Origin of the sequence: Limnohabitans sp. B9-3 (genome assembly GCF_002778325.1) — a bacterium.
Classification (GTDB): domain Bacteria; phylum Pseudomonadota; class Gammaproteobacteria; order Burkholderiales; family Burkholderiaceae_C; genus Limnohabitans; species Limnohabitans kasalickyi.
The window spans coordinates 132349-156605 of record NZ_NESI01000005.1; the positions used below are offsets into that span (position 1 = coordinate 132349).

Genomic DNA, 24257 nt, shown 5'->3' on the forward strand with positions numbered 1-24257 from the left:
TTTAAAACAACTTCTATTTCACCCCAAGGAGACCTTCATGAATTTCGACTACACCGACAAAGTCAAGGACATGCAAGCGCGCTTGCTCGCCTTCATGGACGAGCACATTTACCCGAACGAAAAACGTTTCTTTGCAGAGATCGCCGAAAACCGTGCCAACGGCAATGCTTGGATTCCCACCAAGATCGTGGAAGAACTCAAGCCCAAAGCCCGCGCTGCTGGTTTGTGGAATTTGTTTTTGCCACATAGCCCACGTGCACCTCAAGGTCTGACCAACTTGGAATACGCACCGCTGTGCGAAATCATGGGCCGCGTGCCTTTTGCCGCAGAAATTTTCAACTGCTCGGCCCCCGACACCGGCAACATGGAAACCTTTGAGCGCTATGCAAGCGAAGAACTCAAAGACGAATGGTTAGAGCCTTTGCTCCGCGGCGAGATACGCTCTGCATTTTTGATGACCGAACCCGCTGTTGCTTCGTCTGATGCCACCAACGTCCAATGCCGCATTGAGCGCGATGGCGACGAGTACGTGATCAACGGCACCAAGTGGTGGAGTTCGGGCGCGGGTGACCCCCGTTGCGCGGTCTACATCGTGATGGGCAAAACAGACCCCGAGGCACCTCGCCACTCACAGCAAAGCATGATCATCGTGCCCGCCAACACACCTGGTGTGAAAGTGGTGCGCCCCTTGACCGTGTTTGGTTACGACGATGCACCCCACGGCCACATGGAAGTGACCTTGACCAACGTGCGCGTGCCAGTGGGCAACATGCTGCTGGGTGAGGGTCGTGGTTTTGAGATTGCACAAGGTCGCTTAGGCCCTGGACGCATTCACCATTGCATGCGCACCATCGGTGCCGCAGAGCGCGCCATGGAATTGATGTGCCGTCGCCTGAACAGCCGCGTGGCATTTGGCAAACCCGTGTCCGCACAAGGCGTGTGGCACGAGCGCTTGGCCGATGCACGCATCATGATCGAGCAAGCCCGTTTGCTCACCCTCAAAGCGGCTTACATGATGGACACCGTGGGCAACAAAGTGGCCCGCGCAGAGATCGCCATGATCAAGGTGATTGCCCCCAACATGGCCACCCAAATCATCGACTGGGCCATTCAAGCGCACGGCGCAGGCGGCGTGAGCGACGACTTCCCATTGGCCTACTCGTATGCGCATCAACGCACCCTGCGTTTGGCCGACGGTCCTGATGAGGTGCACCGCAATGCCATCGCCAAGCTCGAGCTGGCACGCCACATTGCTTCAGCGCCACAAGACGTTGAAATGCCCATCACACGCGGCTCTTAAGGACACACGATGATCGACATTTACTCATGGCCCACGCCCAATGGCCACAAGGTCCACGTCATGCTCGAAGAGTGTGGTTTTCGACTAGGGCGTGACTGGTTAGCCCATCCGATCAACATCGGGCAAGGCGACCAGTTCACCCCTGAGTTTTTGAAGATCAGTCCGAACAACAAAATCCCCGCCATGGTCGATCCAAATGGGCCAGATGGCAAACCCATCAGCCTGTTTGAATCAGGTGCGATTTTGTTGTACTTGGCGGCCAAGACGGGTAAGTTTTTACCCAAGAGCGACCGCGCTAAGTTTGAGGTGATGCAGTGGTTGATGTTCCAAATGGGCGGCGTTGGCCCCATGCTGGGTCAAGCGCATCACTTTCGCATTTACGCCCCCGAAAAAATTGACTACGCGTACGACCGCTACTCCAACGAAGCCAAGCGCTTGTATGGGGTGATGAACAAGCAACTCGAAAAGACCAAGTACATCGCTGGCAACACCTACAGCATTGCCGACATTGCCATTTTCCCGTGGCTGCGCAGCTGGCAAAACCAAGGCATCGATTGGGCCGATTACCCCGTGCTCAAGCAATGGTTCGACACGATTGCCGCGCGCCCTGCCGTGCAACGCGGCGTGCAAGTGCTGGCCGATTTGCGCAAGCCCCTCCACGACGACAAAGCCAAAGAAATTTTGTTTGGCAAGGGTCAATACAAGAGTCGCTAAGGCAACACCTCACTAGGGTTAGCCCCCTCAGAGAACCCTTGAATTCGGTTGATAGTTCGCGCACCCAACTTAAGGAGACTCCGCAGATGATGACCCCTCAATCCAAAATGCCATGGCGCAGCATCGCGCTGGCCACAGCGCTCGTAGCGTCCACATTCGGTGCCTCGGCACAAGAGACCTTCAAGGTCGGTGTGGTGAGTTTTTTATCGGGCCAAGCGGCGGAAAGTTTTGGCATTCCAGCGGTCAACGGTGCCAAGGTATTGGTCGATGCCTTCAACAAAGGTCAGGCACCTGCGCCTTACAACAAAAAAGGTTTTGGTGGCTTGACCATCGAACCCATTTACGTTGATGAAAACGGTGGCGCCACCAAACAAGTGCAAGAGCTGCGCAACTTGTATGACCGCGACAAAGTCGATGCCGTGGTGGGTTACGTCGGATCAGGCGACTGCTTGGCCGTTGCACCAGTCGCCGAAGAGATGAAGAAGTTTTTGATCTTGTACGACTGCGGCACGCCTCGTATTTTTGAAGACGGCAAGTACAACTACGTGTTCCGCACAGCGGCTCACGCCACGATGGACAACGTGGCCTTGGCACGTTACTTGAAGGCTCGCAACGTTCCGGTCAAGAGCTTCAACATGATCAACCAAGACTATGCGTGGGGCCAAGACTCACGCAAAGACTTCATGCTGACGATGGAGAAGTTGTATCCAGACGCCAAGCCAGGCGAAGACTTGCTGCCCAAATTTGGCGCGGGTCAATACGGCACTGAAATTTCAGCCTTGATGGCCAAACCAGCGGACTTGGTGCATTCCAGTTTGTGGGGCGGTGATTTGCAAGCGCTCATCATGCAGTCAGCACCACGCGGTTTGTTCAAGCGTTCTCAAGTGGTTTTGTCTGCGGGTGACCATGTGTTGCCAACCTTGGGCGAAAAAGTACCTGACGGCACCATCTTGGGTGCGCGTGGCGCTTATGGCTTGATGGCACCTAAATCAGCACTGAACGACTGGTGGTGGGAGACCTACCAAAAAGCCAACAACGTTTACCCCGTGCAAGCCCCCTACCGCATGGCCCAAGCGCTGTTAGGTTTGAAATTGGCTGTTGAAAAGGCCATGGCTGCTAACGGTGGCAAAAAGCCGACGCCTGAGCAATTGGCAGCGGCGCTGAAAAACAGCGAGTGGGATTCTCCTGCCGGCAAAATTCGCATGACCTTGGGTGGCGGTAACCAAGCCGTTCAAGAAACAGCGATTGGCCGCACACGTTGGGACGCAGCAAAGAAGATGGTGATGATCGAAGACATCCAACGCTTCCCTGCTGACTGCGTCAACCCACCCGCCAACATGAAGTCTGAGGACTGGCTGAAGGCCGGATTTCCTGGCGCGAAGTGCAATTGAAGGAGTAGCGCATGGAACTTGCCATCACCATTTTCATTGATGGCTTGACCTATGCGTCGTGGCTGTTTATTGTCGCCTTGGGCTTAACGCTGGTGTTTGGGGTGTTGAAAATTCTCAACATCGCTCACGGCAGTTTTTATGCCCTCGGCGCCTACGCAGCCGCCACGTTTGTCGGTTGGGTCGCCACCATGCAGTGGGCACCAGGCTGGACCTTGGTGGCCATGTTCATGGCGGCGATCGCGATAGCCGTTTTGGTCGCACCATTGACCGAAAAAGGTTTGCTCAGATTCTTTTATGGTCACGACGAAGTGCTCTTGGTGCTGGTCACCTATGCGCTTTTCTTGTGCATGGAAGACATCACCAAACTCATTTGGGGAGCCAATCCTTATTACGTCTCTGAACCCTACAGTTTGTTTGGCAACGTCGAAATTGGCAAACAAATTTACGTGGGCTATGACTTCTTGCTGATCGTGATTGCCGTGATTGTGGGCTCGGTGGTGTGGTTTGGCTTGAACCGCACACGCCAAGGCAAGATCGTGACTGCTGTCATTCACAGCCCTGAAATTGCCAGCAGTATGGGCGTGAAGGTGTCCAAGGTTTACATGTTGGCATTTGGTGTGGGGGTGTTTTTAGCAGCACTCGGCGGCGCTTTCACCGCTCCTATGATTTCAGTGCAACCGGGGCTGTCTGTTGGCGTGATCATCGTCTCATTTGCGGTGGTCATCATTGGCGGACTAGGCAGCATTGAAGGGGCAGCGATTGGCGCTTTGATCGTGGGTTTGGCCCGCGCATTCGCTGTTCACGTGGTCCCAGTGGCCGAGTTGTTTTCTATCTACGTTGTGATGGCTTTGGTTTTGGTGGTGAAACCCGAAGGCTTATTTCAACGCATCCAAGCACGAAAAATTTGACCATGCACCTCTCGATTCGGAATTTAACGCTGTGCATGCTGGCCTGCACAGCTGCTCTTTTAGGCGTAGGCTTGCTCCTTCCTAAATGGTTGCTGTTTATGTGCACGATGGCATTTGCCAACGGCTTGGTGTCGTTAGGCATCGTGATGTTGATGCGCGGTGGCGTAGTGGCTTTCGGACAAGGTTTGATGTCTGCGATCGGAGGCTACACCGCTGCTTTGGTTTTCCAACAATTGGGCTTCAAGGACGGCATTGCGCTGACCTTGTTGGGCGGTTTGACGGCCACCTTGCTGACCGCACCATTCGCCCCTCTGTTGTCACGCTACCGAGGCATTTTCTTTTCCATGCTGACCTTGGCTTTGTCCATGGTGGGCTACGGTATTTTGGTGAAGACGGAACGCTTGGGGGGCTCTGACGGGTTTAACTTGGGCCGCATCACCCTCGCAGGTCAAGCACTGTCAGACGATGGCGTGGGCTATGCACTTTATGCCCTCGCTTTGTGCTTTGCAGTGGTGATGTCTTACCTGTGCCGTATCTACTTTGATTCGACACGCGGCTTGATCACCCAAGCCATTCGCGACAACGAGTTGCGGGTGGAATATTTGGGGGGCTCTGTGCGCCATACGATGGCCCTTAATTTTGTCTTGGCCGCATTTTTGGGTGGCTGCGGTGGCGCCTTGGCCGTCATGGCGCTGGGACACATCGACCCCACCTTCAGTTACTGGACCACCTCCGGCGAATTTGTGTTTGTAGCCATTTTGGCGGGCTCGCAAAGCGTTGTGGCCATCATGTTGGCGTCGTTGATTTTGGAGGCCGTGCGCTCGTTCTCTAGCTCTTACTTCCCCAACACATGGCAGTTGGTTTTAGGTTTGTTTTTGCTGTTTGTGATTCGATTTTTACCATTTGGCATTGGCTCACTTTGGAGCAACAAGCAACACAAGGAGCGTGCATGACCGCCCCCATCTTGCTGAGTGCACGGCACTTGCAAAAACAGTTTGGTGCGGTGGTTGCCGCGCAAGATTTGTGCATTGACATTGCGATTGGCCAACGTGTGAGTTTGATCGGTAGCAATGGTGCCGGCAAAACCACCTTCGTCAACATGATCACCGGCTACCTCAAACCCGATCAAGGCAGCATTTATTTGGCCGAGACCGACATCACACCGATGTCGCCACGGCAGATCACACGTTTGGGTGTGGCACGTTCTTTCCAAATTCCACAGCTCTACCCGACCTTGAGTGTGATGGACAACATGCTGGTGGCCATGGCCTGTCACGGCAATCGACTGTCTGTGTGGCGGCCTGCGGCACAAGCTGAGCACATCGAACGCGGTGCAGCCTTGCTGGAGCGGTTTGAATTGATTCAACACCGGCACCGCCGCGTCAGCGAGCTGCCAGGCGGTGTGCGTAAATTGCTAGACATCGCCCTAGCCATGACGGGCTCACCGAAGTTGCTGTTATTGGATGAACCCACGAGTGGTGTGTCTGCTGAAGAGAAATTTCCGATGATGGAAACCGTCATGCGCGGGCTCGGGGACGAGCCTCTGACAGCTTTGTTTGTGGAGCATGACATGGACATTGTGCGCCGCCATGCAGACCGCATCATTGCGTTCTACAGCGGACGCGTGATCGCCGACGACACCCCCGAAAAGGCACTGGCCACCGATGATGTGCGCCGATACGTCACGGGTGAATTACGTCAAGAGGTGGCGCATGCTTGAAGTCCAAGATCTGCATGTGGCCATCGAATCTGTACAAGTATTGCGTGGCATCAGTCTGCAAGTTCCACTCGGAAAAATGACGGGGCTGGTCGGACGCAATGGTGCCGGTAAAACCAGTTTGATGCGCAGCGTGATGGGGCATTTGCCCGCTCAGCAAGGACGCATCACCTTCAAGGGCCAAGACTTGACCGCACTGCCGCCTGAAGCGCGTGCCGGCCTAGGCATTGGCTACATGCCCGAAGATCGCGGCTTGGTGCCAGAGCTAACGGTCGAAGAAAATATTTTGATTCCTCTGTGGGTCTCACCAAATTTGAACGTCGACCAACGCTTGGCGTTTGTGTACGAGGTGCTGCCTGAACTCAAGACCATGTCACAACGCAAAGCGCTGCTGCTGTCCGGCGGTCAACAAAAGTTGGTAGCCCTGGCGCGTGCTCTTGGCATTGGCACGCAGCTGTTGATGTTGGACGAGCCGTTTGAGGGCGTGGCCCCTGCTCTTTCCATGCGTTTGAGCGAGGTCATCTCGGGTCTTCGAGGCAACGATTTATCAGTCTTGATCTCGCAATCGGATTTGAACCATTCCAGCAGTTTGATCGACCACACCGTGGTGATTGAACGCGGCGCAAACATAAGCACATCGGCCTGATGCACTGGCCTACGCAATCGCTTCCCGCACAGCGCGTCGAAGCTTGGGGAAACGATCGCTTGGTGCGTTGTTTTGTGCAACGCCCGACGTCGTTGATGGCGATGCTGTTGAATGCCCACGAACTGCATGGGCAACGCGATGCCGTCATAGATGGCGATCAGCGTTGGACCTATGCGCAAATGTGGCACGAGGTTCATCGCACCGCACAGGCCCTGCACAACGTAGGGATCGAATCGGGCGATCGCGTGGCCCTATTTGTCAGCAATCGAGCTGAATTCATTTTTGTTTTATTTGCGGTTCAGTACTTGGGCGCGATTGCCGTGCCTGTGGGCACCCGAGAGCAGCGTCCGGGCTTGGCCTTTATCTTGAACCAATGTGAGGCCAAAGCCGTTGTGTTTGATGGTCTGCTGGCCGATCGGATTCCAAGTAAAGCCGATGTGCCCAGTTTGCAGGCCCGTTTGAGCTTGGACGATGTGGTGGCCGACGACATCATCCTGTGGTCTTCTCTGGGTCAATCAGTCAACAACACCGAACTCACCAGCCACACGGCACAAGGCGCTGACGTGGCCGTCATCCTGTACACATCAGGCACCACGGGCAACCCCAAAGGGGCCATGCTGACCCAGCAAAACATCGCACACTCGGTGATGCACTTTGAACATGGCATGGGTTTGGCCTGCGATGACAAATCGGCCTTGGCCGTACCTGCCAGCCATGTGACTGGATTGATTGCCATCATCGCCACGATGGTGCATGTAGGCGGCTCAGTGGTGGTGTTGCCTGAATTCAAAGCGGCGTCGTTTTTAGACACCGTAGCTCGCGAAAAAATCACGCATACCCTGATGGTGCCCGCCATGTACAACCTATGCTTGATGTCGCCCAACTTTCAAGCAGCCACGTTGCAAAGCTGGCGCTTGGGCGGCTACGGCGGCGCGCCCATGCCGGTGCATGTGATTGAGCAATTGGCACACGAGATGCCGCAGCTTGACCTACGCAACGCTTACGGCGCCACCGAAACCACCTCCCCCGTCACGCTGATGCCAGCAGGGGCAAACAGTTTGCATGCCGACACCGTGGGAGCCGTGTTGCCTTGCGGCGATGTACGCGTGATGGACGACGAGGGCTGCGAAGTCGCCGCAGGTGAGACCGGTGAGCTGTGGATCAGTGGCCCTATGGTGGTGCCCGGCTATTGGAACAACCCACAAGCCACGATGCAGTCATTCACCGCCGGCTATTGGCACTCGGGCGATTTGGGCTCGGTTGACCCGCAAGGTTTTGTGCGCATCTTTGACCGTAAAAAAGACATGCTCAACCGAGGCGGGTTCAAAATTTACTCGGTCGAGGTTGAAAACTGCCTCACCAGCATCGATGGCATTTTGGAAGCGGCAATCGTGGGCAAGCCCTGCCCCGTGTTGGGCGAACGGGTGCACGCCTTTGTTTATGCGCCCAACGATGCGCCACAAAAAGCTGACGTCATCGCGCATTGCCGCGCATCGTTGGCCGATTACAAAGTGCCCGAATCAATCACTTGGCTGGACCAGCCCTTGCCTCGCAACGCCAATGGCAAGGTGCTCAAGCGCTTGCTCAGAGCAGAGGTCGTTTAAGGCGCGATGTTAAAAGTACACCGCTGAGAGCTGCTGGGACATGCGCCGTCAAAGGCGACCAAACGGCCGGCTGTGTTGATTTTGAATTGCGAGATAAAACCGTCGGTGGGTGAATAACCGCTGGGCAACGGCAACACCCCGTTATTGCCGCCTTGTAAATTGAGCAAGACGTTTAAAGAGCTGATCGTGCTGGGGCCTTCATATTTCAAAACAACCATTTCCGAGGCGGGTTGGGCCGATTCCACGCCTACATTTTTGGCCAACACATACAACGATAGGCTATCAGCTACCACGTCGTAAAACTTCACCGCCACACCGTTGATGAGTTTGTCTTCAAACATGGCAGACATGCCGGTGGATGGGCTGACAAAGAAACGACCCTGAGTACCACTGGCGTTGTTGTTCTTCAAATAAATCGCAGTGGAGTTGATGCCAGCACCCGTTCCAGCAATCACCAAGTCGGGATTGGCGTTGGCTTGCGGGATCAAGAACACCTTGCGATGCAGGGTAGGGAAGCTGGGCACAACGCCATTGATAGGGGGACCACCACTTACGGGGACTCTCAAGGTGGTGTCTTTGGTAAAACTAGACGCTCCATTTTTTTGCCCATCATTGAGCAAAGCCACGCTTAAATTGTTATCGGTCACCACCAAATCAATATCACCATCACCATCGATGTCACCCGCTGCAGCGCCCCAAGATTGCAAATCAAAGCTGGTTTCCTGTCGATCGTAGGCAGTCTGTCCTGAGCCAGTGCGACTCATGAAGAAAACTTGTTTCATCGCACCAGCAGAACCACCACATGCCACGTAAATATCGGGTTTACCGTCACCATTGAAATCGGCAGAGATGGCTTGAACCACTTTATTACAAATGCTGCGATTGGTCAGAACATCGGCAGTGGCATCGATCCAAGTACCTGTCTCATTCTTTTTCAAAAAATATGCCTTGGCTAAACCGTTCGCTTGGTTCGCTGCAACAAAGGCGGAATATTTGCCTTCTTGGAAAAAATCGCCAAACGCCAACGATTCAGGCACTTGGGTCCACAGTGAGACATCGGCTGCGATCACGGGAATTTGTGACACATCCAAAGCGGCCACGATGAGGTTCTTGTTGGCGTAGGAGGTAGAAAGAACACCTAGAGGCGTCGGCGTAAATTTGGCATCTGGTCCAGCGCCACCGCCTCCACACCCAGTCAACGTGAGTGTTAGCCATACCAAGCATCCGTAAAACATGTTTTTCATAAGGATCTTCATCGGTTTGAATTCACTTTACTTGACACCGCTGAGGCGGTTCACAGTTGCTGATAAAGTTATCCTGTTCTAACGGATGTATTTCAAAACCATGTTTCAGAAGTTTTGCCTTTCTATTTGCCTGCTGTGTGTGCTTTGCACCAATGCGTTTGCGCAGGGCAAACCTGAGTTGCAATACAAAACGCCGCCCGAATCCGCCAGTAAACAGGCTAATAAACCGAGCGACAAACCGACCGATGCCTTGGCGCCTCGCGCCATTTTGGCCAGGCCCCCGCAATCGGGCAATGAACCCATGCTCTTGTTGGCCGCTAAAAATCGCCCCATGACTGAGCCGATTGCACAGACGACCAAACTCGAGTATTTCGACTGTGATGGCATCGTGGCACCTTGGTTTCGTGCGCTCCTTGTGGCTGAAATGAACTACTTTGCAGAACTGTCAGAGTTGCCCTTTGTTAAAGGTGACGCCTGCGTGGTGAGCATTGCCACCGCCAAAAGCTTAACGCCCGGGCGCATCAGCGTTCACCTCTACACCAACACGCAACGTTTGTCCGCTTGCATTCGCAGCGAACAGTGCCCCGTGTTTCGCAGCATCAGCTTGATTCCCAAAGACTTGGTGTTGTACCGCTCTTACTTTTTGTCTGACATGTCGCGTAAATTGATCGCACAGCATTGCGTCACGGACAAAGGCAAGTTGCACAGCGACACCACCTGCTACACAGTACCTTGATTATTTGGGTGGGCACGTTAAAGCCCTTGCCTGCGGTGTCGATCCTATGAGACCTTAGTTAGTGTTTGTCATGACGCCCTCCCCTCGTTTTTTCCTCCCGCGCCTGCTCGTTGTGCTGTTCATGTCAGCTGTGGGTTGGCTCACGCCTGTTTGGGCGAGCGAGCCCAAAAAAACTGTGGTGGTCGAAGAAGAAGGCAAAAAATTCAAATACGCCAACGAAGCGGGTGAGGCGGGGCGCAGCGGCTATGTTTACAAACGCGCCCTAAAAACCATCGACGGCGAACCCCAGCCCAAAATTTGGGAACCGGCCCCAGAGCCAGTAGTGGCGCCCAAAGAAGCACAAGCTAAGGGCGATGGACACGGTAAACCCGACGCACATGGTGACAAAAAGGTAGAAAAAAAAGACGACACCAAGGGCGATCCTAAAAAAGAAGAAAAGAAAAAAGAAGATAAAAAAGGAGGCGATGCTCACGGTGGTGGTCATGGCAAAGCCAAAGCCCCAGAGCCCATCACCAGTGCCGTCTATGACGCCAACGTCATCAAACTTGATGCCACTCACCGTCCTTTTACCAAAGCGGTCCAGAGCAATGCTTATGCAGACTATTTTTTATGTCGCAAGACCATCTCGGACAAATACCGCGACACGGTGCTCGACGAAATCAACACCTTCGCCGATCGCATGGATCTGCCCCGTGCACAAGACACGCCGTGTATGGTCAAGGTGGCAAAAGCTAGCACCAAGTTCCCTGGGGCGATTTACATCGAGTTTTACGTCGATGAGTCGGCAGCCAAGGCTTGCATCAAGAACGGCGAGTGCGGTTCAACCCGCGTCATGATGCTGTACCCCAAAGACAAAACTGGCAAAAAAAGCCAAGAGGTTTATCGCTCCTACGTATTGACGGATGAGCGCAAATACCGCAGAGCATCATTTTGCGTATCGCCCCAAGGGCAGCTCCTGGGTGAAAAAAGCTGCTATGTGGCTGTCAATCCCGACTGGTTGTTCAACTGAGATGGACAGTCTTCGGATCGACAAATGGCTTTGGGCAGCCAGGTTTTACAAAACTCGCAGCTTGGCAAGCGATGAGGTCAATAAAAACCGGGTTCAAATCAACGGACAAGACGCCAAACCGTCACGCGAAGTCAAGGTGGGCCACACGGTCTCTATGCGTCAAGGACCGATCGAAAAAACGGTGGTTGTCAAAGCGATCAGCGCCGTGCGTGGCCCTGCTCCAGTTGCGCAATTGCTGTACGAAGAAACGCCCGAAAGTCTAGCCAAACGCACCCGGGAGGCCGAACAAAATCGGCTCTCACGCGAGCCGGCTCACAGCATTGAGCATGGCCGGCCTACGAAACGCGATCGACGTCAAATCGAACATGCTTGGAACGATCGCTGGAGCGCAAGCGCGGACTGAATACGACGCAGAGGCTCACCAACGCCCTGTTAGGATCAAAATTAAGAAGATGATCAGCACAAGGCCCAAACCACCACTCGGCCCATAGCCCCAATCTCGGCTGTGCGGCCATGTCGGAATGGCACCCAACAACATCAAAATTAAAAGTACCAACAAGACGGTTCTCAGCATGGTCAACCTCATTTAAAAAGATGGGTTGAATTTAGGCTTTTCGAACCAAAGAATCCGTTCGCTGGCCCACACAATACGTACAAAAAACAAAGCCCCCTCAGGCCGTTGGCCTGAGGGGGCTTTTGAATGGCAAGTGCTGAATCGCGGAGGATCAGTTCACTTCGGTGATGAACTCAGCGTTGGGACGGCGCACTTTTTTCAAGTTCACCAACCAGTCTTTGTCGGCTTCGCGGTAGCCCAACGGCAAAATCACCACGCTGCGCAAGCCACGAGCACGCAGGCCCAAAATTTCATCAACAGCGGCGGGCTCAAAGCCTTCCATCGGGGTGCAATCGACGTCTTCGAAGGCTGCAGACATCATGGCAGCAGCCAAACCGATGTAGGCCTGACGTGCAGCATGCTGGAAGTTCACTTCAGCGTCACGCGCAGGGTAGTTGTTCAACAGCATCTTTCGGTAGTTTTCCCAACCTTCGTTGGTGCCGCCGCGCTCCGCATTGGTCAAGTCAAACATGTGGTTGATACGCTCGGCGGTGTAGTTGTCCCAAGCCGCAAAGACCAAAAGGTGCGAGCAATCGGTCACTTGTTGTTGCCCAAAGGCTTTGGGCTTGATTTGCTCCAGCACCGCTTTGTTCTTGACGACAACGATCTCGAAGGGTTGCAAACCGCTGGACGTGGGGGCTAAGCGTGCGGCTTCCAAGATAAGGGCCACTTTGTCTTCGGACACGGCTTTGGCGGCGTCGAGTTTTTTGGCGGCGTAGCGCCATTGGAGCTTTTGAATGAGTTCAGACATGGATACTTTCTTAAATTAGGCCGAATTGACCCATTAAAGCTTGGCCTGCCCGACAGGAATCGAACCTGTGACCCACAACTTAGAAGGTTGTTGCTCTATCCAACTGAGCTACGGGCAGACATAAAAAAAGGCTCCCAAGGGGAGCCTTTTTCATAAAATGGTCGGGGCGATAGGATTCGAACCTACGACCCTCTGGTCCCAAACCAGATGCGCTACCAGACTGCGCTACGCCCCGATGCTAACGATTGTAACCTGAAAATAACACGGGGAAACCATGATGCAATATATTGCCGAAAGTCTGTAGAGTTGCAATTTAATGCAGGAGACGCAATGCAACCGATCATCAACATCCCTCGCCAATACAACGCCGCCCAGGCTTTGCTAGAACGCAACACCCAACGCGCTGACAAAATCGCGTTCATCGATGCCGTATCCGGCAGCACCCTCACCTTTGCCCAACTCCACGCACAAGCCTACCGCTTTGCCAATGTGTTGCGTGCGCAAGGTTTTGAGCCCGAAAGCCGTTTGATGCTGTGCATGCTCGACACACCGCAATGGCCCGTGGTGTTTCTGGGTTGCATGCTCGCTGGCGTGGTGCCTGTTGCCACCAACACGCTATTAACGACCAAAGACTTTGATTACATGCTGCGGGACTCACGCGCACGCGGCTTGGTGGTGTCTGCGGCGCTGCTGCCCGCTTTCCAAGCGTTGATCGGTCAAGTACCCGATTTGAAACGTGTGATCGTGGCAGGCGGGACGGACACGCATCCGCATTTGTCGCTTGACACGCTCTTGGCCAATGCGTCAGCTGAAATCTCATGCGTCGCCACTTGCGCCGACGATATGTGTTTTTGGCTTTACTCCAGCGGATCCACCGGATCGCCCAAAGGCACCGTGCATTTGCACAGCCACATGATGCAAACCGCTGAGTTGTATGGCCGTGGCGTGCTGGGCATTCAAGAAAGCGATGTGGTGTATTCGGCCGCCAAGCTGTTCTTTGCCTATGGCTTGGGCAACGCCTTGACGTTTCCGCTCTTTGCGGGCGCGACCACCGTGCTGCTGCCCGCTCGCCCTACCCCCACAGACGTGTTCGCCATTCTTGAAAAACACCAGCCCACCATTTTTTACGGTGTACCCACCCTGTACGCCTCCCTGATGGCAGACCCCAAGCGCCCGCCCAAATCCGCTCTGAACCTGCGCGTGTGCACCAGCGCAGGCGAAGCCCTGCCCGCTGAAATCGGAAAAAAGTGGAACGCCGAATACGGTTGCGAAATTTTGGATGGCATTGGCTCGACAGAAATGTTGCACATCTTTTTGAGCAACCGCCCTGGTGAAGTGCGCTACGGCACCACGGGCAAAGCGGTACCCGGTTATGCGCTCCGTATCGTGGGCGATGATGGCCAAATCTGTGGTGACGGCGAGTTGGGTGAATTGCAAATCAACGGCCCGAGTGCAGCGCTGATGTACTGGAACAACCGCGAGAAAACAAAAAACACGTTTGCCGGTGAATGGACCCGCAGTGGCGACAAGTACATCCGTGATGCCGACGGTTACTACACCTACGGCGGGCGCAGCGACGACATGCTCAAAGTCGGCGGCATTTACGTGTCGCCCTTTGAAGTCGAAGCTTCGTTGATGACGCACCCCAGCATCTTGGAAGCCGCGGTGGTGGGCATTGCAGACACCGACGAACTCATCAAACCCAAAGCCTATGTGGTGCTCAAAGCTGGCGAGAACGTCAGCGCTGAAGATTTGAAGCATCATGTGAAAGCGCAATTGGCCCCCTACAAATACCCACGCTGGATTGAGTTCGTCGCCGAGCTACCCAAAACCGCCACAGGCAAGATTCAGCGCTTCAAACTACGCGCTTGAACTGAGGGGACGTGGAAACAAGGGCAGGCGTGCATCCACCTGCAGTTGCCACTCACACCTCAAAGCAAAGCCCGCAACTCTTGTGCAGCACCTTGCAGCAGCGGTAAAAAACGCTGCTGGATTTGGCCCACATTCATTTCTGCCGAAGACAACACCACATTCAAAGCCGCCACAGTTTTGCCTTGTGCGTTGCGCAAGGGCACAGACATGGCACTCACACCCAACTCGTGCTCTTCGCAACTGATGACGAAATCATCGGTTTGCGCTTGCACAAGGCGAGCACGCAAAAGTTTGGGGTCGGTCACGGTGTGCCCTGTTAATCGCGTCAGCACCCGCCCTTTCAGCCAAGTATTCAAAGCCGTCTTGGTCTGCGCTGCCAAAAGCACACGCCCTGTGGAGGTGGCATGCGCAGGTAAACGCGCACCAAGATGCAAACCATAAGCCATGACACGCGCCACATCGCTACGCGCCACGATGACCACCTCTTCATCGTCCAGTACCACTGCCGAGAATGAGTGCGCCGATTGCACTGCCAATCGGTTCAAGGTGGGTTGCACCACACGCGGCAAGCGTGATGACGCCAAATAACTGCCCGAAAAGCGCATCACCTTGGAGGCTAGCCAAAAATAGCTGCCGTCTGTTTCTAAATAGCCCAAGTGACTGAGGGTTAGCAAATGCCGACGCGCCGCAGCCCGGGTGATGCCCGCACGCTGAGCCGCCAATGTGGCGTTGAGCCGCTGGCGTTCGGTGTCAAAACTCTCCAGCACCGCCATGCCTTTGACCATACCCTCGATTAAATCTGCTTTTGCAATCGCCATTGACACTCCCACGCTTTGCGCGATCATCGCACATTCATGCCGATGATCGCACAAGGTTCAATGCAAGACACCTCATTTAACGCAGATCAACCCTATGCTTTCACCATCTAAATTGGGAGACATACATGCGAACACAAGTAGCGATCATTGGCGCGGGACCCTCAGGGCTTTTGCTGGGCGCTTTGCTCCACAAAGCGGGAATTGACACGGTCATTGTCGAGCGCCAAAGCGGTGACTATGTGTTGGGCCGTATTCGCGCGGGTGTGCTGGAACAAGTCACCGTGGACTTGCTGCAAGAAGTCGGCGTCGACCAACGCTTACACAAAGAAGGCTTGGTGCATGGCGGTTTTGAGTTGCTGTTTGCAGGCAAACGCCACCGCATCGACATGCACCAACTCACCGGTGGCAAACAGGTCGTGGTCTATGGCCAAACCGAAGTCACCCGCGACCTGATGGACGACCGTGCCGCCAAAGGCCTCACCACCATTTACGAAGCCGAGAACGTGCAAGTGCACGACTTTGACAGCGCCAACCCTTCGGTCACCTACACCAAAGATGGCCAAAGCCACACGCTGCAATGCGACTTCATCGCGGGTTGTGATGGTTTCCACGGCGTATGCCGTGCCAGCGTGCCGGAAGGCTCGATCAAAGAGTACGAAAAGGTTTACCCCTTCGGATGGTTGGGCGTGTTGGCCGATGTGCCGCCCGTCTCGCACGAATTGATTTACGCCAACACCGAGCGAGGCTTTGCCTTGTGCTCTATGCGCAGCGCCACGCGCAGCCGGTATTACGTGCAAGTGCCTTTGACCGACAAAGTGGAAGCTTGGTCTGACGAGCGCTTCTGGGCTGACCTCAAAGATCACCTCGACCCAGAAGCCCGCGAATCCTTGGTGACCGGCCCGTCGATTGAAAAAAGCATTGCGCCCTTGCGCAGCTTTGTCGCAGAACCCATGCGGTTTGGTCGCATGTTCTTAGCCGGTGACGCCGCTCACATCGTGCCGCCCACAGGGGCTAAAGGCCTGAACTTGGCCGCCACCGACGTGAAGTATTTGAGCGATGCCATCACCGAGTATTACGGCGAAAAGAGCCCCGCCGGCATCGACCACTATTCACAACGTTGCCTGCGACGCATTTGGCGTGCCGAGCGTTTTTCGTGGTGGTTCACCTCGCTCATGCACCAGTTTCCAGAAACGGCTGGCTTTGGTCAAAAAATCCAAGAAGCCGAACTGGACTACCTGATCCACAGCGAATCAGCATCCCGCGCGTTGGCCGAAAACTATGTGGGCCTACCCCTCAACTTCGGGGAATAAGCCCCGCGCGACAACGGGCAGGCCGAACCACCCACCAAGCCGCGCGCTGTGGGAATCAAATGAAAATCGTCCCAAATTGCGCTTTCCTGGCATGCGGTTTTTAAAGAGAAAATAGCAAGCTAAACCTTAAGGAAAAGCAATGCACCCTGATGTGCTGGTGATTGGTGGTGGCAACGCCGCGTTGTGTGCGGCACTGATGGCTGCAGAGGCTGGCGCAAGTGTCTTGATGCTGGAGTCGGCCCCGCGTGAATGGCGTGGTGGCAATTCGGGCCACACCCGCAATTTGCGTTGTATGCACGATGCCCCCCAAGACGTGCTGATCGACGCCTACCCCGAAGAAGAATATTGGCAAGACTTGCTCAAAGTCACGGGTGGTTTGACGGACGAAAAGCTGGCACGCTTGGCCATTCGCGCCTCGTCCACCTGCCGCGACTGGATGCGCAGCCACGGTGTTCACTTTCAGCCGCCACTCTCTGGTGCACTGCATGTGGCGCGCACCAACGCGTTTTTCATGGGCGGCGGCAAAGCCTTGGTCAACGCCTACTACCGTAGCGCTGAAAAGCTGGGTGTGCAAATCCGTTACAACGCAACCGTGGATCGATTGGACATCCAAGATGGGCGCTTTGTGGCGGCCTACATGGGCGATGAACGTATCACGGCCAAAACCTGTGTCTTGGCCGCAGGTGGTTTTGAGTCCAACCTTGAATGGCTGCGTGAAGCTTGGGGGCAAAACGCCCTAGGTGAATGGCCTGCCGACAACTTCCTCATCCGAGGCACGCAGTACAACCAAGGCGTGTTGCTCAAACATATGCTGGAGCAAGGTGCAGATCGCATCGGCGACCCAACGCAAGCCCACATGGTGGCCATCGATGCGCGCGCACCGCTGTACGACGGTGGCATTTGTACCCGCATCGATTGTGTGTCGCTGGGCGTCGTGGTCAACCGCAATGGCGAACGCTTTTACGACGAAGGCGAAGACTTCTGGCCCAAGCGCTATGCCATTTGGGGCCGTTTGGTGGCCCAGCAACCGGGCCAAATTGGCTACTCCATCATTGACGCCAAGGCCATTGGTCGTTTCATGCCACCGGTTTTCCCGGGCATTCAAGCCGACACCTTGCCTGAGCTTGCCCAAAAACTCGGGTTGCCGGTCGACACCTTCATGCAAACGCTGAACGACTACAACCAAGCCTGTCGCGTTGGCACGTTTGACCACACCACCTTGGACGATTGCCACACCGAAGGCGTGACACCGGCCAAAACACACTGGGCACGCACCATCGACATTGGTCCGTTTTATGGCTACGCCGTTCGACCTGGCATCACCTTCACTTACCTAGGCCTTAAAACCGATGAAACCACTGCCGTTCGCTTCAACGATGTGCCCAGCGACAACCTGTTTGTGGCGGGCGAAATGATGTCTGGCAACGTTTTGGGCAAGGGTTACACCGCGGGCGTGGGCATGTCGATTGGCACCGCCTTTGGTCGCATCGCGGGCACCCAAGCAGCGCAAGCCGCCGCACGCCTGACGACACAAGGAGGCGCACATGCAAACGCTTGATGCACTAACGCGCGACGCCCGCGCCTTGGCCAACGGCGACGTGGTTTTGTCTGCCGCTGAAACAGAGGTGGCCCGTCAGCTCCAAATCTGCAACGCCTGTCGATACTGCGAGGGTTTTTGCGCCATGTTTCCGGCTATGACACGGCGACTCGCTTTTGACAAAGCAGACATTCATTACCTTGCCAATTTGTGCCACAACTGCGGCGCCTGTTTGCATGCCTGTCAATATGCGCCTCCTCATGAATTTGCCGTGAATGTGCCGCAAGCAATGGCCCAAGTGCGTGGCCAAACCTACGCCGATTACGCATGGCCTGCCGCGTTGGGCGGTCTGTACAAACGCAATGGCTTGTTTGTTGCGCTGGCGTTGGCCGCAGCGCTGTCGGCGTTTTTGCTGCTGGCACTGCACATGAACGGCACCTTAGTTGCCGCGCAGGTGGGCGCTAATTTTTACAGCGTGTTTCCCCATAACCTGCTGGTCACGATGTTTGCGCCCGTCTTTTTGTTTGCAGCGTTGGCGCTGGGCATGGGCGTGCGGCGCTTTTGGCATGACATCACCCCAGCCACCAGCGGTGCACCGCTCAGCTATCCCGCTGGCGAGGAGGCCACACAAGCTGTGCTCACCATGAAATATCTGGACGGCGGTCACGGCGAAGGTTGTAACAACGAAGACGACGCCTTCAGCCTGTCTCGCCAACGCGCGCACCACCTCACTTTCTACGGCTTCATGCTGTGCTTTGCGGCCACCAGTGTGGCGACGGTCTATCACTATGCGTTCGGCTGGCAAGCGCCTTATGACTTACCCAGCTTGCCCAAAATTTTGGGCGCAGTGGGCGGCGTGAGTTTGCTGCTGGGCACTTTGGGCTTGTTCAAGCTCAAACTGCAACGCCACCCCTTGCACAGCGATGCCGCACAAAAGCCGATGGACTTGGGCTTTATCGCCTTGCTCTTTTTGACCAGTCTCACGGGCTTGGCCCTCTGGTTGGCAAGAGGCCACAATGCCATGCCTGCACTCTTGGCACTGCACTTGGGCGTTGTGATGGCGCTATTTGCCACCCTGCCCTACGGCAAATTTGCCCACGGTATTTTCCGAACGGCTGCCTTGCTGCGGTTCGCCGTTGAAAAACGTCAACCCAACCGACTCGGCTTGGGCGGTGAGTAATTCAGAAGGACACCCGACCATGAACACCCGTCATTTCATCCGGACCTGCGCGGCCTTGGCATTGGGCCTCAGTGCCGTTTGCGGTCATGCCCAAGAATTTCCACCGAAGAAAACCATCACTATGGTGGTCGGTTTTGCAGCGGGCGGTGCGGCAGACACAGCCGCACGCATCATTGCCAAAAAATTGGGCGACAACATCGGTGCGTCAGTGGTGATTGACAACCGCGGTGGTGCTGGGGGCAACATTGCCCACCAATTCGCAGCCAACGGCCCGACCGATGGCAGCACCATTTTGTTTGGCTCCGTGGGTCCACTGACCATTGCGCAACATTTGATGAAGCTGCCCTACGACCCGGTCAAAGACCTCGCACCTATCACCATGGGTGTGAACTTTCCTAACGTGCTTGTGGTGCATGCGGGCACGGGTATCAAAACGTTTGCCGAATTCATCGCTTACGCCAAAAAGAACCCCGGCAAGTTGGACTTCGCCTCCACGGGGCCCGGTTCCGCCTCCCACCTGGCGGGCGAATTGATGAACGACATGGCGGGCATCGACACGGTGCACATCCCCTACAAAGGCGGTGCACCTGCGCTGCAAGACTTGCTGGGCGAGCGGGTGGCGTCTTACTACTCCACCTTGTCAACATCTCAGGCCTACATTGAGAACGGCAAGCTGATCCCTTTGGCCAGCACAGGACTGCAACGCCTGAAATCGCTGCCCAAGATTCCAACCATCGCAGAGTCGGGCTACCCTGGCTTCAGCGCCACCAACTGGTATGCCTTTGTGGCCTCCTCCAAAGTGCCTGCACCGATCTTGGATCGCTGGAATGCAGAGCTCGTCAAAGTGTTGAAGTCGCCCGACGTGGTGGAGCAACTCAACAGCCACGGTCTGACGCCACTGCCAGGTACGCGTGATGAATTGGCGAAATACATGGCCAAAGAAACAGCCACTTGGGGCCGCGTGATCCGGGAACGCAAGATCACGGGCGAATAAATTTTCAAATGGCATCACCTTGACCTACACAACACGAAACACCCCATGACCCTCTTTCAAAACACCACCCGACGTGCCGCACTATTTGGCTTGGGCGTTTTGCTGCTGGCCTCGCAAATCGCCAGCGCTGCCGAAATTCGCGTCATCACCTCGGGCGCATTCACCGAAGCCTACAAACAACTGATCCCTATTTACGAGCAAGCGTCTGGCCATAAAGTGATCAGCGCATTTGGGGCCTCCATTGGCAATGCGCCTGACTCCATCCCAAGCCGTTTCGCGCGTGGCGAAAAGTTTGACTTGGTGATCTTGTCTGAAGGTGGCTTAGAAGCCTTGGCCAAGGATGGCAAGCTGGTCAAAGGCAGCCGTGTCGATTTGGCGCGCTCTCAAATTGGCGCCGCAGTTCGCAAAGGCACCCCCAAACCTGACATCAGCACGGTGGATGCGTTGAAGCAAACCTTGCTCAACGCCAAATCGATTGCCTATTCGGCCAGCGCGAGCGGCACCTATTTGTCGACGGAGCTGTTCCCTAAATTGGGCGTGGCTGATCAGCTGAAAGACACGGCCAAGAAAATCATGAGCGAGCGTGTGGGAGCCGTCGTGGCAAGGGGCGATGCCGAGTTGGGCTTTCAGCAAGTGAGTGAGTTGATTTATTTCAAAGAACTCGACTTCATCGGCACCTTGCCAGAGTCGGTGCAACAAACCATCTATTTCTCCTCCGCCTTGGTGGAAGGTTCGCAAGAGCAAGAAGCGGCCAAACATTTGGTGCGTTTTTTCACCTCGCCGGCTGTGGCCAACATCGTGCGGGCGACAGGTTTAGATCCAGCGACGTCGCGTTGACATTGATAATGGCGGCATGACTGCTGCCACACCCTCCCTTTCAATCACCCCACTCAAAGGGGTGCGCGTCTTAACCCTTGCCCTGAACTTGCCTGGCCCCGCTGCCGTCATGCGACTGCAGGCCATGGGTGCCAAATGCACCAAGCTCGAACCCTTGCCTCCTGCTGGCGGCACGACCTTAGACCCGATGGGGCTCTACAAACCTGAAGCCTACGCGGTGATGCACCAAGGTGTGAAGGTCGTTCAGGCGGATTTAAAGTCCGAGCGTGGCCAAGTGGCGCTGCACAAACAACTGGCGCAAACAGATGTTTTGATCACATCGTTTCGCCCTTCGGCCCTGAAAAAACTGGGAATGAACTGGGCGGATTTGCACCGCGCTTACCCTGCTTTGTGCATGATCGCGATCGTGGGCTCACCCGGCGAACGGGCGGAAGAACCTGGTCATGATTTGACGTATTTGGCCGAAAACCACTTGGTGACAGGGCTCGAATTGCCGGCCACGCTGTATGCAGACATGGGCGGCTCATTGCTCACGACCGAAGCGGTGTTAAAAGCTTTGCTGCTGCGCCAACGCCCAGGACGCAGTCATGGCAAAGGCGTGTTTCAAGAAATCGCGCTGAGTGATGCGGCCGCCTATTTGGCCCTGCCGCGCACTTGGGGCTTGACCACGCCACAAGGCGATGTGGGCGGTGCACATGCTGGCTACAAGGTCTACCCTTGCAAAAACGGTCGCGTCGCCGTGGCTGCTTTAGAACCGCACTTTGCCGCTCGTTTGTGTGAAGCGGCAGGCCTCAGCACAGACCCTGCCAAACAGATGCAGAAAAAGGCCACGCATGAGGCCTTGGCAGCTTTCTTCCTCACCCAAACGCGCCAACAGCTTGACCGCTTGGCGGCGAGCAAAGACATTCCGCTACATTCGTTGGCGCGTTAGGCACGGGGACATGGGCCATCGCTTGGCCCACTTTTCGCCCGTCGCAACACGGACGGTTGAGTTTTGAACGGGACGCTTCAGCTCAAATGGCGCAAAGGGTGCGCACTGCTGGGCCAAGGACTTTCGAAAAAGGGGAGCACCATCTCGGAGGTGACCTCTTCAATGCGACTGGGCTGCCACTTGGGCTGGCGGTCTTTGTCGACCGCCAAAGCGCGGATGCCTTCCACGGTTTCGCTGCTCACGCCACGGCGAGCCAGATGGTCCGTGTTGAAACAGTGACGCACCAAGTCACGCTCCAAGCGTAAGTCTTCAGCCAAGCTCATCTGGCGACCGCGACGCACCAGCTCCAAGGTGACGTGCAACATCAGCGGCGAACGGTGACGCAAAGCGTCTAGAGTTTGGCTGGCCCAAGTGCTGCCATCATCTGTTGCTGTTGCTTTGGCTTGCTCATCTTGAATTTGAACTTGCAGAGCCTGCACCATCTCAGTGATGGTATGGAGGGAAAAAACGGCATCCAGCGCTGGCGCCTTCCAAGCGGGTGACTGAGCGACAGCTGCTTGTGTGGTGGCCTGCGTTTGCTCACGTAACCAAGCCAACATGGCTGCGGCATCAGACCAACTCTTTTCCGACAAGCCTTGCCATAAGGCCGGCAAATCAGCGGAGGCTGCGCATGCATCGGCTAAGTCCACTGTCAAAGCCTCGCCACCGCGCAGTACCTGCCCCGTCAGGGCCAAATACTCGCCGATGGATCCGGCACAGCGGCTCAAAAAGTAGCCACCACCCACATCAGGAAACAGGCCAATATGCGTTTCTGGCATGGCCATCAGTGTGCGTTCCGTGACGATGCGCAAAGCCGCGCCTTGACTCACGCCCATGCCACCGCCCATGACAATGCCGTCCATGAAAGCAATGTAGGGCTTGGGATAGTTCTGAATCAGATGATTGAGGCTGTACTCCTCCGTGAAGAAGTCTTCCAAACTCGCGTCGCCAGACAGCGCGGCTTGGTGAAAGTAACGAATATCACCGCCTGCACAAAAGGCGCCAAAAGGTCCCTCTTTGTTGCAGCCGCGAATCGCAACGGCCCAAACTTGAGGGTCGTTTTGCCACATCTGCAGGACATGGGTCAACTCACGCACCATGTCCAACGACAAGGCATTCAAAGCCTTGGGACGGTTCAAAGTAATCAAGCCAATGTGGCCCACACAGTGGTGTTGCACATCTTCGGTATAGAGGTTCATGTCTTTTTATGTCCTGTCGTTGATCGCTGTGTCCACCAAGCGTTGAGCAGCAAAGCCAAAACCACCATGGCACCACCACTGAGCACTTGCGCACTAGGAACTTCATCCGCACCCAGCCACGCCAAAGCAATGCCGAATAACACTTCAAGCAAAGCCAGCAAAGAAATTTCGGGGGCGGGCAACACGCGCGCACAAATCACCACCAGCACACAGGGCACTGCCAACTGCACCAAACCCAGCAAGGCCAACCAGGCCACATCGGATCCACTGGCGCGCAGCGGCCATGCCAGAGGCAAGGTACACAGGGCGGACAAAACTGCACCGACCAGGACGGCTGGCACCATGTCCAGAGATTGCCCGCGGGTTTGCGCGTGTTGCACCACACTCCAATTCACGGCAGCTGCCGTGGGAACCAACAAGGCCACCCAGGTTCCCAAAGAGACGCCGGGTGAGCCGGTATCTGCAAGCGGCCCTGCAAACATCCAAGCCATACCGGCGCAGGCCAAAGCAATCGACAAACCCGTGTGCGCAGCAATGCGTTGGCCAAAGAAAATACGGGCGACAAGGGCAGAAATGAGCGGCCCTACCGCCATGGTGATCAAGACCTCCGCCACCGGAGCCAACGTGAGCGCCACCATGAAGGCCGTGAACATCACCGCCCAGCAAGCACCACTTAGCCACAAGACGCGCGGGGCGTGAAAAAGCCGAGAGAAAAACTCTCGGCCTTGATAGAGGGGCAAGATCACCAGCAATGAAGCAACGGTGAACAAGCTACGCCAAAACGTGACCTCAAAACTCTGGGCACTCTCTAGCTGACGTGTCACGATGCCCGCAATGGACCACAGGGCGGTGACCCCCACCATGGTCCACACTGCACGGGCATGCGTCCAACGCATCTGCTTTAAGC

The 24257-nt window shown here is 55.5% G+C and carries 24 protein-coding genes and 2 tRNA genes; 18 read left to right on the forward strand and 8 right to left on the reverse strand.

Going from position 1 to position 24257, the window contains the following annotated elements:
• Positions 1-37: 37 nt before the first annotated feature.
• From B9Z42_RS09750 to B9Z42_RS09785, 8 genes are all read left to right on the forward strand, one after another.
• Positions 38-1300 carry an acyl-CoA dehydrogenase family protein gene (locus tag B9Z42_RS09750; RefSeq protein WP_100133186.1) on the forward strand — a complete coding sequence of 421 codons (1263 nt, stop codon included), beginning with the start codon at positions 38-40 and terminating at the stop codon, positions 1298-1300.
• A 9-nt stretch (positions 1301-1309) separates the two neighbouring features.
• Positions 1310-2014, forward strand: a complete 705-nt coding sequence (locus B9Z42_RS09755) for a glutathione binding-like protein (protein WP_100133187.1) — start codon at positions 1310-1312, stop codon at positions 2012-2014.
• An 86-nt stretch (positions 2015-2100) separates the two neighbouring features.
• Positions 2101-3405, forward strand: coding sequence for an ABC transporter substrate-binding protein (locus tag B9Z42_RS09760; protein WP_199172018.1), 1305 nt, complete (start codon positions 2101-2103; stop codon positions 3403-3405).
• Positions 3406-3416: 11 nt separating this feature from the next.
• Entirely contained in the window at positions 3417-4313 is an 897-nt protein-coding gene (locus B9Z42_RS09765) for a branched-chain amino acid ABC transporter permease (RefSeq protein ID WP_100133188.1), read from the forward strand.
• 2 nt (positions 4314-4315) lie between these two features.
• Positions 4316-5266, forward strand: coding sequence for a branched-chain amino acid ABC transporter permease (locus B9Z42_RS09770; RefSeq protein WP_199172019.1), 951 nt, complete (start codon positions 4316-4318; stop codon positions 5264-5266).
• Positions 5263-6033 carry an ABC transporter ATP-binding protein gene (locus B9Z42_RS09775; protein ID WP_100133190.1) on the forward strand — a complete coding sequence of 257 codons (771 nt, stop codon included), beginning with the start codon at positions 5263-5265 and terminating at the stop codon, positions 6031-6033. The genes B9Z42_RS09770 and B9Z42_RS09775 overlap by 4 nt, the downstream gene beginning before the upstream one ends.
• Positions 6026-6676 carry an ABC transporter ATP-binding protein gene (locus tag B9Z42_RS09780; protein WP_100133191.1) on the forward strand — a complete coding sequence of 217 codons (651 nt, stop codon included), beginning with the start codon at positions 6026-6028 and terminating at the stop codon, positions 6674-6676. Before B9Z42_RS09775 ends, B9Z42_RS09780 begins: the two co-directional genes overlap by 8 nt.
• Positions 6676-8280, forward strand: coding sequence for a class I adenylate-forming enzyme family protein (locus B9Z42_RS09785; RefSeq protein WP_100133192.1), 1605 nt, complete (start codon positions 6676-6678; stop codon positions 8278-8280). Before B9Z42_RS09780 ends, B9Z42_RS09785 begins: the two co-directional genes overlap by 1 nt.
• Here the strand turns inward: B9Z42_RS09785 and B9Z42_RS09790 are convergent.
• On the reverse strand, positions 8277-9524 hold the full coding sequence (locus B9Z42_RS09790) for an FG-GAP-like repeat-containing protein (RefSeq protein WP_158235934.1): 1248 nt from the start codon (positions 9522-9524) through the stop codon (positions 8277-8279). The genes B9Z42_RS09785 and B9Z42_RS09790 overlap by 4 nt on opposite strands.
• A gap of 100 nt (positions 9525-9624) precedes the next feature.
• On the opposite strand from B9Z42_RS09790, the gene B9Z42_RS09795 reads away from it, so the two are divergent.
• The 3 genes from B9Z42_RS09795 (at position 9625) to B9Z42_RS09805 (ending at position 11672) form a co-directional block, all read left to right on the forward strand.
• The gene (locus B9Z42_RS09795) at positions 9625-10260 is read left to right on the forward strand and encodes a hypothetical protein (protein WP_143474070.1); all 636 of its coding nucleotides are present in this window, start codon (positions 9625-9627) and stop codon (positions 10258-10260) included.
• A 70-nt stretch (positions 10261-10330) separates the two neighbouring features.
• A complete protein-coding gene (locus tag B9Z42_RS09800) occupies positions 10331-11269 on the forward strand; it encodes a hypothetical protein (RefSeq protein WP_143474071.1) in 939 nt (312 codons plus the stop codon).
• Between the two features lies 1 nt (position 11270).
• The gene (locus B9Z42_RS09805) at positions 11271-11672 is read left to right on the forward strand and encodes an RNA-binding S4 domain-containing protein (RefSeq protein WP_100133196.1); all 402 of its coding nucleotides are present in this window, start codon (positions 11271-11273) and stop codon (positions 11670-11672) included.
• A gap of 15 nt (positions 11673-11687) precedes the next feature.
• Here the strand turns inward: B9Z42_RS09805 and B9Z42_RS09810 are convergent, their stop codons facing one another.
• From B9Z42_RS09810 to B9Z42_RS09825, 4 genes are all read right to left on the reverse strand, one after another.
• Positions 11688-11843: a DUF3309 family protein gene (locus B9Z42_RS09810; RefSeq protein ID WP_100133289.1), complete on the reverse strand. Its 156-nt coding sequence runs from the start codon at positions 11841-11843 to the stop codon at positions 11688-11690.
• 151 nt (positions 11844-11994) lie between these two features.
• A complete protein-coding gene (locus tag B9Z42_RS09815; protein ID WP_100133197.1) occupies positions 11995-12633 on the reverse strand; it encodes a nitroreductase family protein in 639 nt (212 codons plus the stop codon).
• A 41-nt stretch (positions 12634-12674) separates the two neighbouring features.
• Positions 12675-12751 (reverse strand) — tRNA-Arg (locus B9Z42_RS09820).
• A 40-nt stretch (positions 12752-12791) separates the two neighbouring features.
• Positions 12792-12868: transfer RNA gene (locus B9Z42_RS09825), tRNA-Pro, on the reverse strand.
• A gap of 95 nt (positions 12869-12963) precedes the next feature.
• On the opposite strand from B9Z42_RS09825, the gene B9Z42_RS09830 reads away from it, so the two are divergent.
• Positions 12964-14505 carry a benzoate-CoA ligase family protein gene (locus tag B9Z42_RS09830; protein WP_158235935.1) on the forward strand — a complete coding sequence of 514 codons (1542 nt, stop codon included), beginning with the start codon at positions 12964-12966 and terminating at the stop codon, positions 14503-14505.
• Positions 14506-14564: 59 nt separating this feature from the next.
• On the opposite strand, the gene B9Z42_RS09835 is transcribed toward B9Z42_RS09830, so the two are convergent.
• Positions 14565-15323 (reverse strand): IclR family transcriptional regulator C-terminal domain-containing protein, encoded by a 759-nt coding sequence (locus tag B9Z42_RS09835; RefSeq protein WP_100133290.1) that lies wholly within the window; start codon positions 15321-15323, stop codon positions 14565-14567.
• A 125-nt stretch (positions 15324-15448) separates the two neighbouring features.
• Here B9Z42_RS09835 and pobA point away from each other — a divergent pair, with 125 nt between their 5' ends.
• The 6 genes from pobA to B9Z42_RS09865 all read left to right on the forward strand — a co-directional run bounded on the left by pobA (position 15449) and on the right by B9Z42_RS09865 (position 22112).
• Positions 15449-16633, forward strand: a complete 1185-nt coding sequence (pobA, locus tag B9Z42_RS09840) for a 4-hydroxybenzoate 3-monooxygenase (protein WP_100133199.1) — start codon at positions 15449-15451, stop codon at positions 16631-16633.
• Between the two features lie 139 nt (positions 16634-16772).
• Entirely contained in the window at positions 16773-18191 is a 1419-nt protein-coding gene (tcuA, locus tag B9Z42_RS09845) for an FAD-dependent tricarballylate dehydrogenase TcuA (RefSeq protein WP_100133200.1), read from the forward strand.
• Positions 18178-19350, forward strand: a complete 1173-nt coding sequence (tcuB, locus tag B9Z42_RS09850; protein ID WP_100133201.1) for a tricarballylate utilization 4Fe-4S protein TcuB — start codon at positions 18178-18180, stop codon at positions 19348-19350. The genes tcuA and tcuB overlap by 14 nt, the downstream gene beginning before the upstream one ends.
• A gap of 19 nt (positions 19351-19369) precedes the next feature.
• Positions 19370-20344 (forward strand): tripartite tricarboxylate transporter substrate binding protein, encoded by a 975-nt coding sequence (locus B9Z42_RS09855; RefSeq protein ID WP_100133202.1) that lies wholly within the window; start codon positions 19370-19372, stop codon positions 20342-20344.
• 45 nt (positions 20345-20389) lie between these two features.
• Positions 20390-21181 carry a substrate-binding domain-containing protein gene (locus B9Z42_RS09860; protein ID WP_100133203.1) on the forward strand — a complete coding sequence of 264 codons (792 nt, stop codon included), beginning with the start codon at positions 20390-20392 and terminating at the stop codon, positions 21179-21181.
• Between the two features lie 16 nt (positions 21182-21197).
• Positions 21198-22112, forward strand: a complete 915-nt coding sequence (locus tag B9Z42_RS09865) for a CoA transferase (RefSeq protein WP_100133204.1) — start codon at positions 21198-21200, stop codon at positions 22110-22112.
• 77 nt (positions 22113-22189) lie between these two features.
• On the opposite strand, the gene B9Z42_RS09870 is transcribed toward B9Z42_RS09865, so the two are convergent.
• Both B9Z42_RS09870 and B9Z42_RS09875 read right to left on the reverse strand, forming a co-directional pair.
• Entirely contained in the window at positions 22190-23350 is a 1161-nt protein-coding gene (locus B9Z42_RS09870; protein WP_100133205.1) for an enoyl-CoA hydratase/isomerase family protein, read from the reverse strand.
• The gene (locus B9Z42_RS09875; protein WP_100133206.1) at positions 23347-24246 is read right to left on the reverse strand and encodes a DMT family transporter; all 900 of its coding nucleotides are present in this window, start codon (positions 24244-24246) and stop codon (positions 23347-23349) included. The genes B9Z42_RS09870 and B9Z42_RS09875 overlap by 4 nt, the downstream gene beginning before the upstream one ends.
• Positions 24247-24257: the final 11 nt, after the last annotated feature.

What these genes read in the sequence shown, in the direction of transcription:
- B9Z42_RS09790 (WP_158235934.1), bottom strand. Translation starts at nt 9,524, where the DNA reads ATGAAAAACATGTTTTACGGATGCTTGGTATGGCTAACACTCACGTTG.
- B9Z42_RS09870 (WP_100133205.1), bottom strand. Translation starts at nt 23,350, where the DNA reads ATGAACCTCTATACCGAAGATGTGCAACACCACTGTGTGGGCCACATT.
- B9Z42_RS09815 (WP_100133197.1), bottom strand. Translation starts at nt 12,633, where the DNA reads ATGTCTGAACTCATTCAAAAGCTCCAATGGCGCTACGCCGCCAAAAAA.
- B9Z42_RS09760 (WP_199172018.1), top strand. Translation starts at nt 2,101, where the DNA reads ATGATGACCCCTCAATCCAAAATGCCATGGCGCAGCATCGCGCTGGCC.
- B9Z42_RS09835 (WP_100133290.1), bottom strand. Translation starts at nt 15,323, where the DNA reads ATGGCGATTGCAAAAGCAGATTTAATCGAGGGTATGGTCAAAGGCATG.
- B9Z42_RS09780 (WP_100133191.1), top strand. Translation starts at nt 6,026, where the DNA reads ATGCTTGAAGTCCAAGATCTGCATGTGGCCATCGAATCTGTACAAGTA.
- pobA (WP_100133199.1), top strand. Translation starts at nt 15,449, where the DNA reads ATGCGAACACAAGTAGCGATCATTGGCGCGGGACCCTCAGGGCTTTTG.
- B9Z42_RS09795 (WP_143474070.1), top strand. Translation starts at nt 9,625, where the DNA reads ATGTTTCAGAAGTTTTGCCTTTCTATTTGCCTGCTGTGTGTGCTTTGC.
- B9Z42_RS09800 (WP_143474071.1), top strand. Translation starts at nt 10,331, where the DNA reads ATGACGCCCTCCCCTCGTTTTTTCCTCCCGCGCCTGCTCGTTGTGCTG.
- B9Z42_RS09810 (WP_100133289.1), bottom strand. Translation starts at nt 11,843, where the DNA reads ATGCTGAGAACCGTCTTGTTGGTACTTTTAATTTTGATGTTGTTGGGT.
- tcuB (WP_100133201.1), top strand. Translation starts at nt 18,178, where the DNA reads ATGCAAACGCTTGATGCACTAACGCGCGACGCCCGCGCCTTGGCCAAC.
- B9Z42_RS09805 (WP_100133196.1), top strand. Translation starts at nt 11,271, where the DNA reads ATGGACAGTCTTCGGATCGACAAATGGCTTTGGGCAGCCAGGTTTTAC.
- B9Z42_RS09875 (WP_100133206.1), bottom strand. Translation starts at nt 24,246, where the DNA reads ATGCGTTGGACGCATGCCCGTGCAGTGTGGACCATGGTGGGGGTCACC.
- tcuA (WP_100133200.1), top strand. Translation starts at nt 16,773, where the DNA reads ATGCACCCTGATGTGCTGGTGATTGGTGGTGGCAACGCCGCGTTGTGT.
- B9Z42_RS09755 (WP_100133187.1), top strand. Translation starts at nt 1,310, where the DNA reads ATGATCGACATTTACTCATGGCCCACGCCCAATGGCCACAAGGTCCAC.
- B9Z42_RS09775 (WP_100133190.1), top strand. Translation starts at nt 5,263, where the DNA reads ATGACCGCCCCCATCTTGCTGAGTGCACGGCACTTGCAAAAACAGTTT.
- B9Z42_RS09785 (WP_100133192.1), top strand. Translation starts at nt 6,676, where the DNA reads ATGCACTGGCCTACGCAATCGCTTCCCGCACAGCGCGTCGAAGCTTGG.
- B9Z42_RS09765 (WP_100133188.1), top strand. Translation starts at nt 3,417, where the DNA reads ATGGAACTTGCCATCACCATTTTCATTGATGGCTTGACCTATGCGTCG.
- B9Z42_RS09855 (WP_100133202.1), top strand. Translation starts at nt 19,370, where the DNA reads ATGAACACCCGTCATTTCATCCGGACCTGCGCGGCCTTGGCATTGGGC.
- B9Z42_RS09865 (WP_100133204.1), top strand. Translation starts at nt 21,198, where the DNA reads ATGACTGCTGCCACACCCTCCCTTTCAATCACCCCACTCAAAGGGGTG.
- B9Z42_RS09770 (WP_199172019.1), top strand. Translation starts at nt 4,316, where the DNA reads ATGCACCTCTCGATTCGGAATTTAACGCTGTGCATGCTGGCCTGCACA.
- B9Z42_RS09750 (WP_100133186.1), top strand. Translation starts at nt 38, where the DNA reads ATGAATTTCGACTACACCGACAAAGTCAAGGACATGCAAGCGCGCTTG.
- B9Z42_RS09860 (WP_100133203.1), top strand. Translation starts at nt 20,390, where the DNA reads ATGACCCTCTTTCAAAACACCACCCGACGTGCCGCACTATTTGGCTTG.
- B9Z42_RS09830 (WP_158235935.1), top strand. Translation starts at nt 12,964, where the DNA reads ATGCAACCGATCATCAACATCCCTCGCCAATACAACGCCGCCCAGGCT.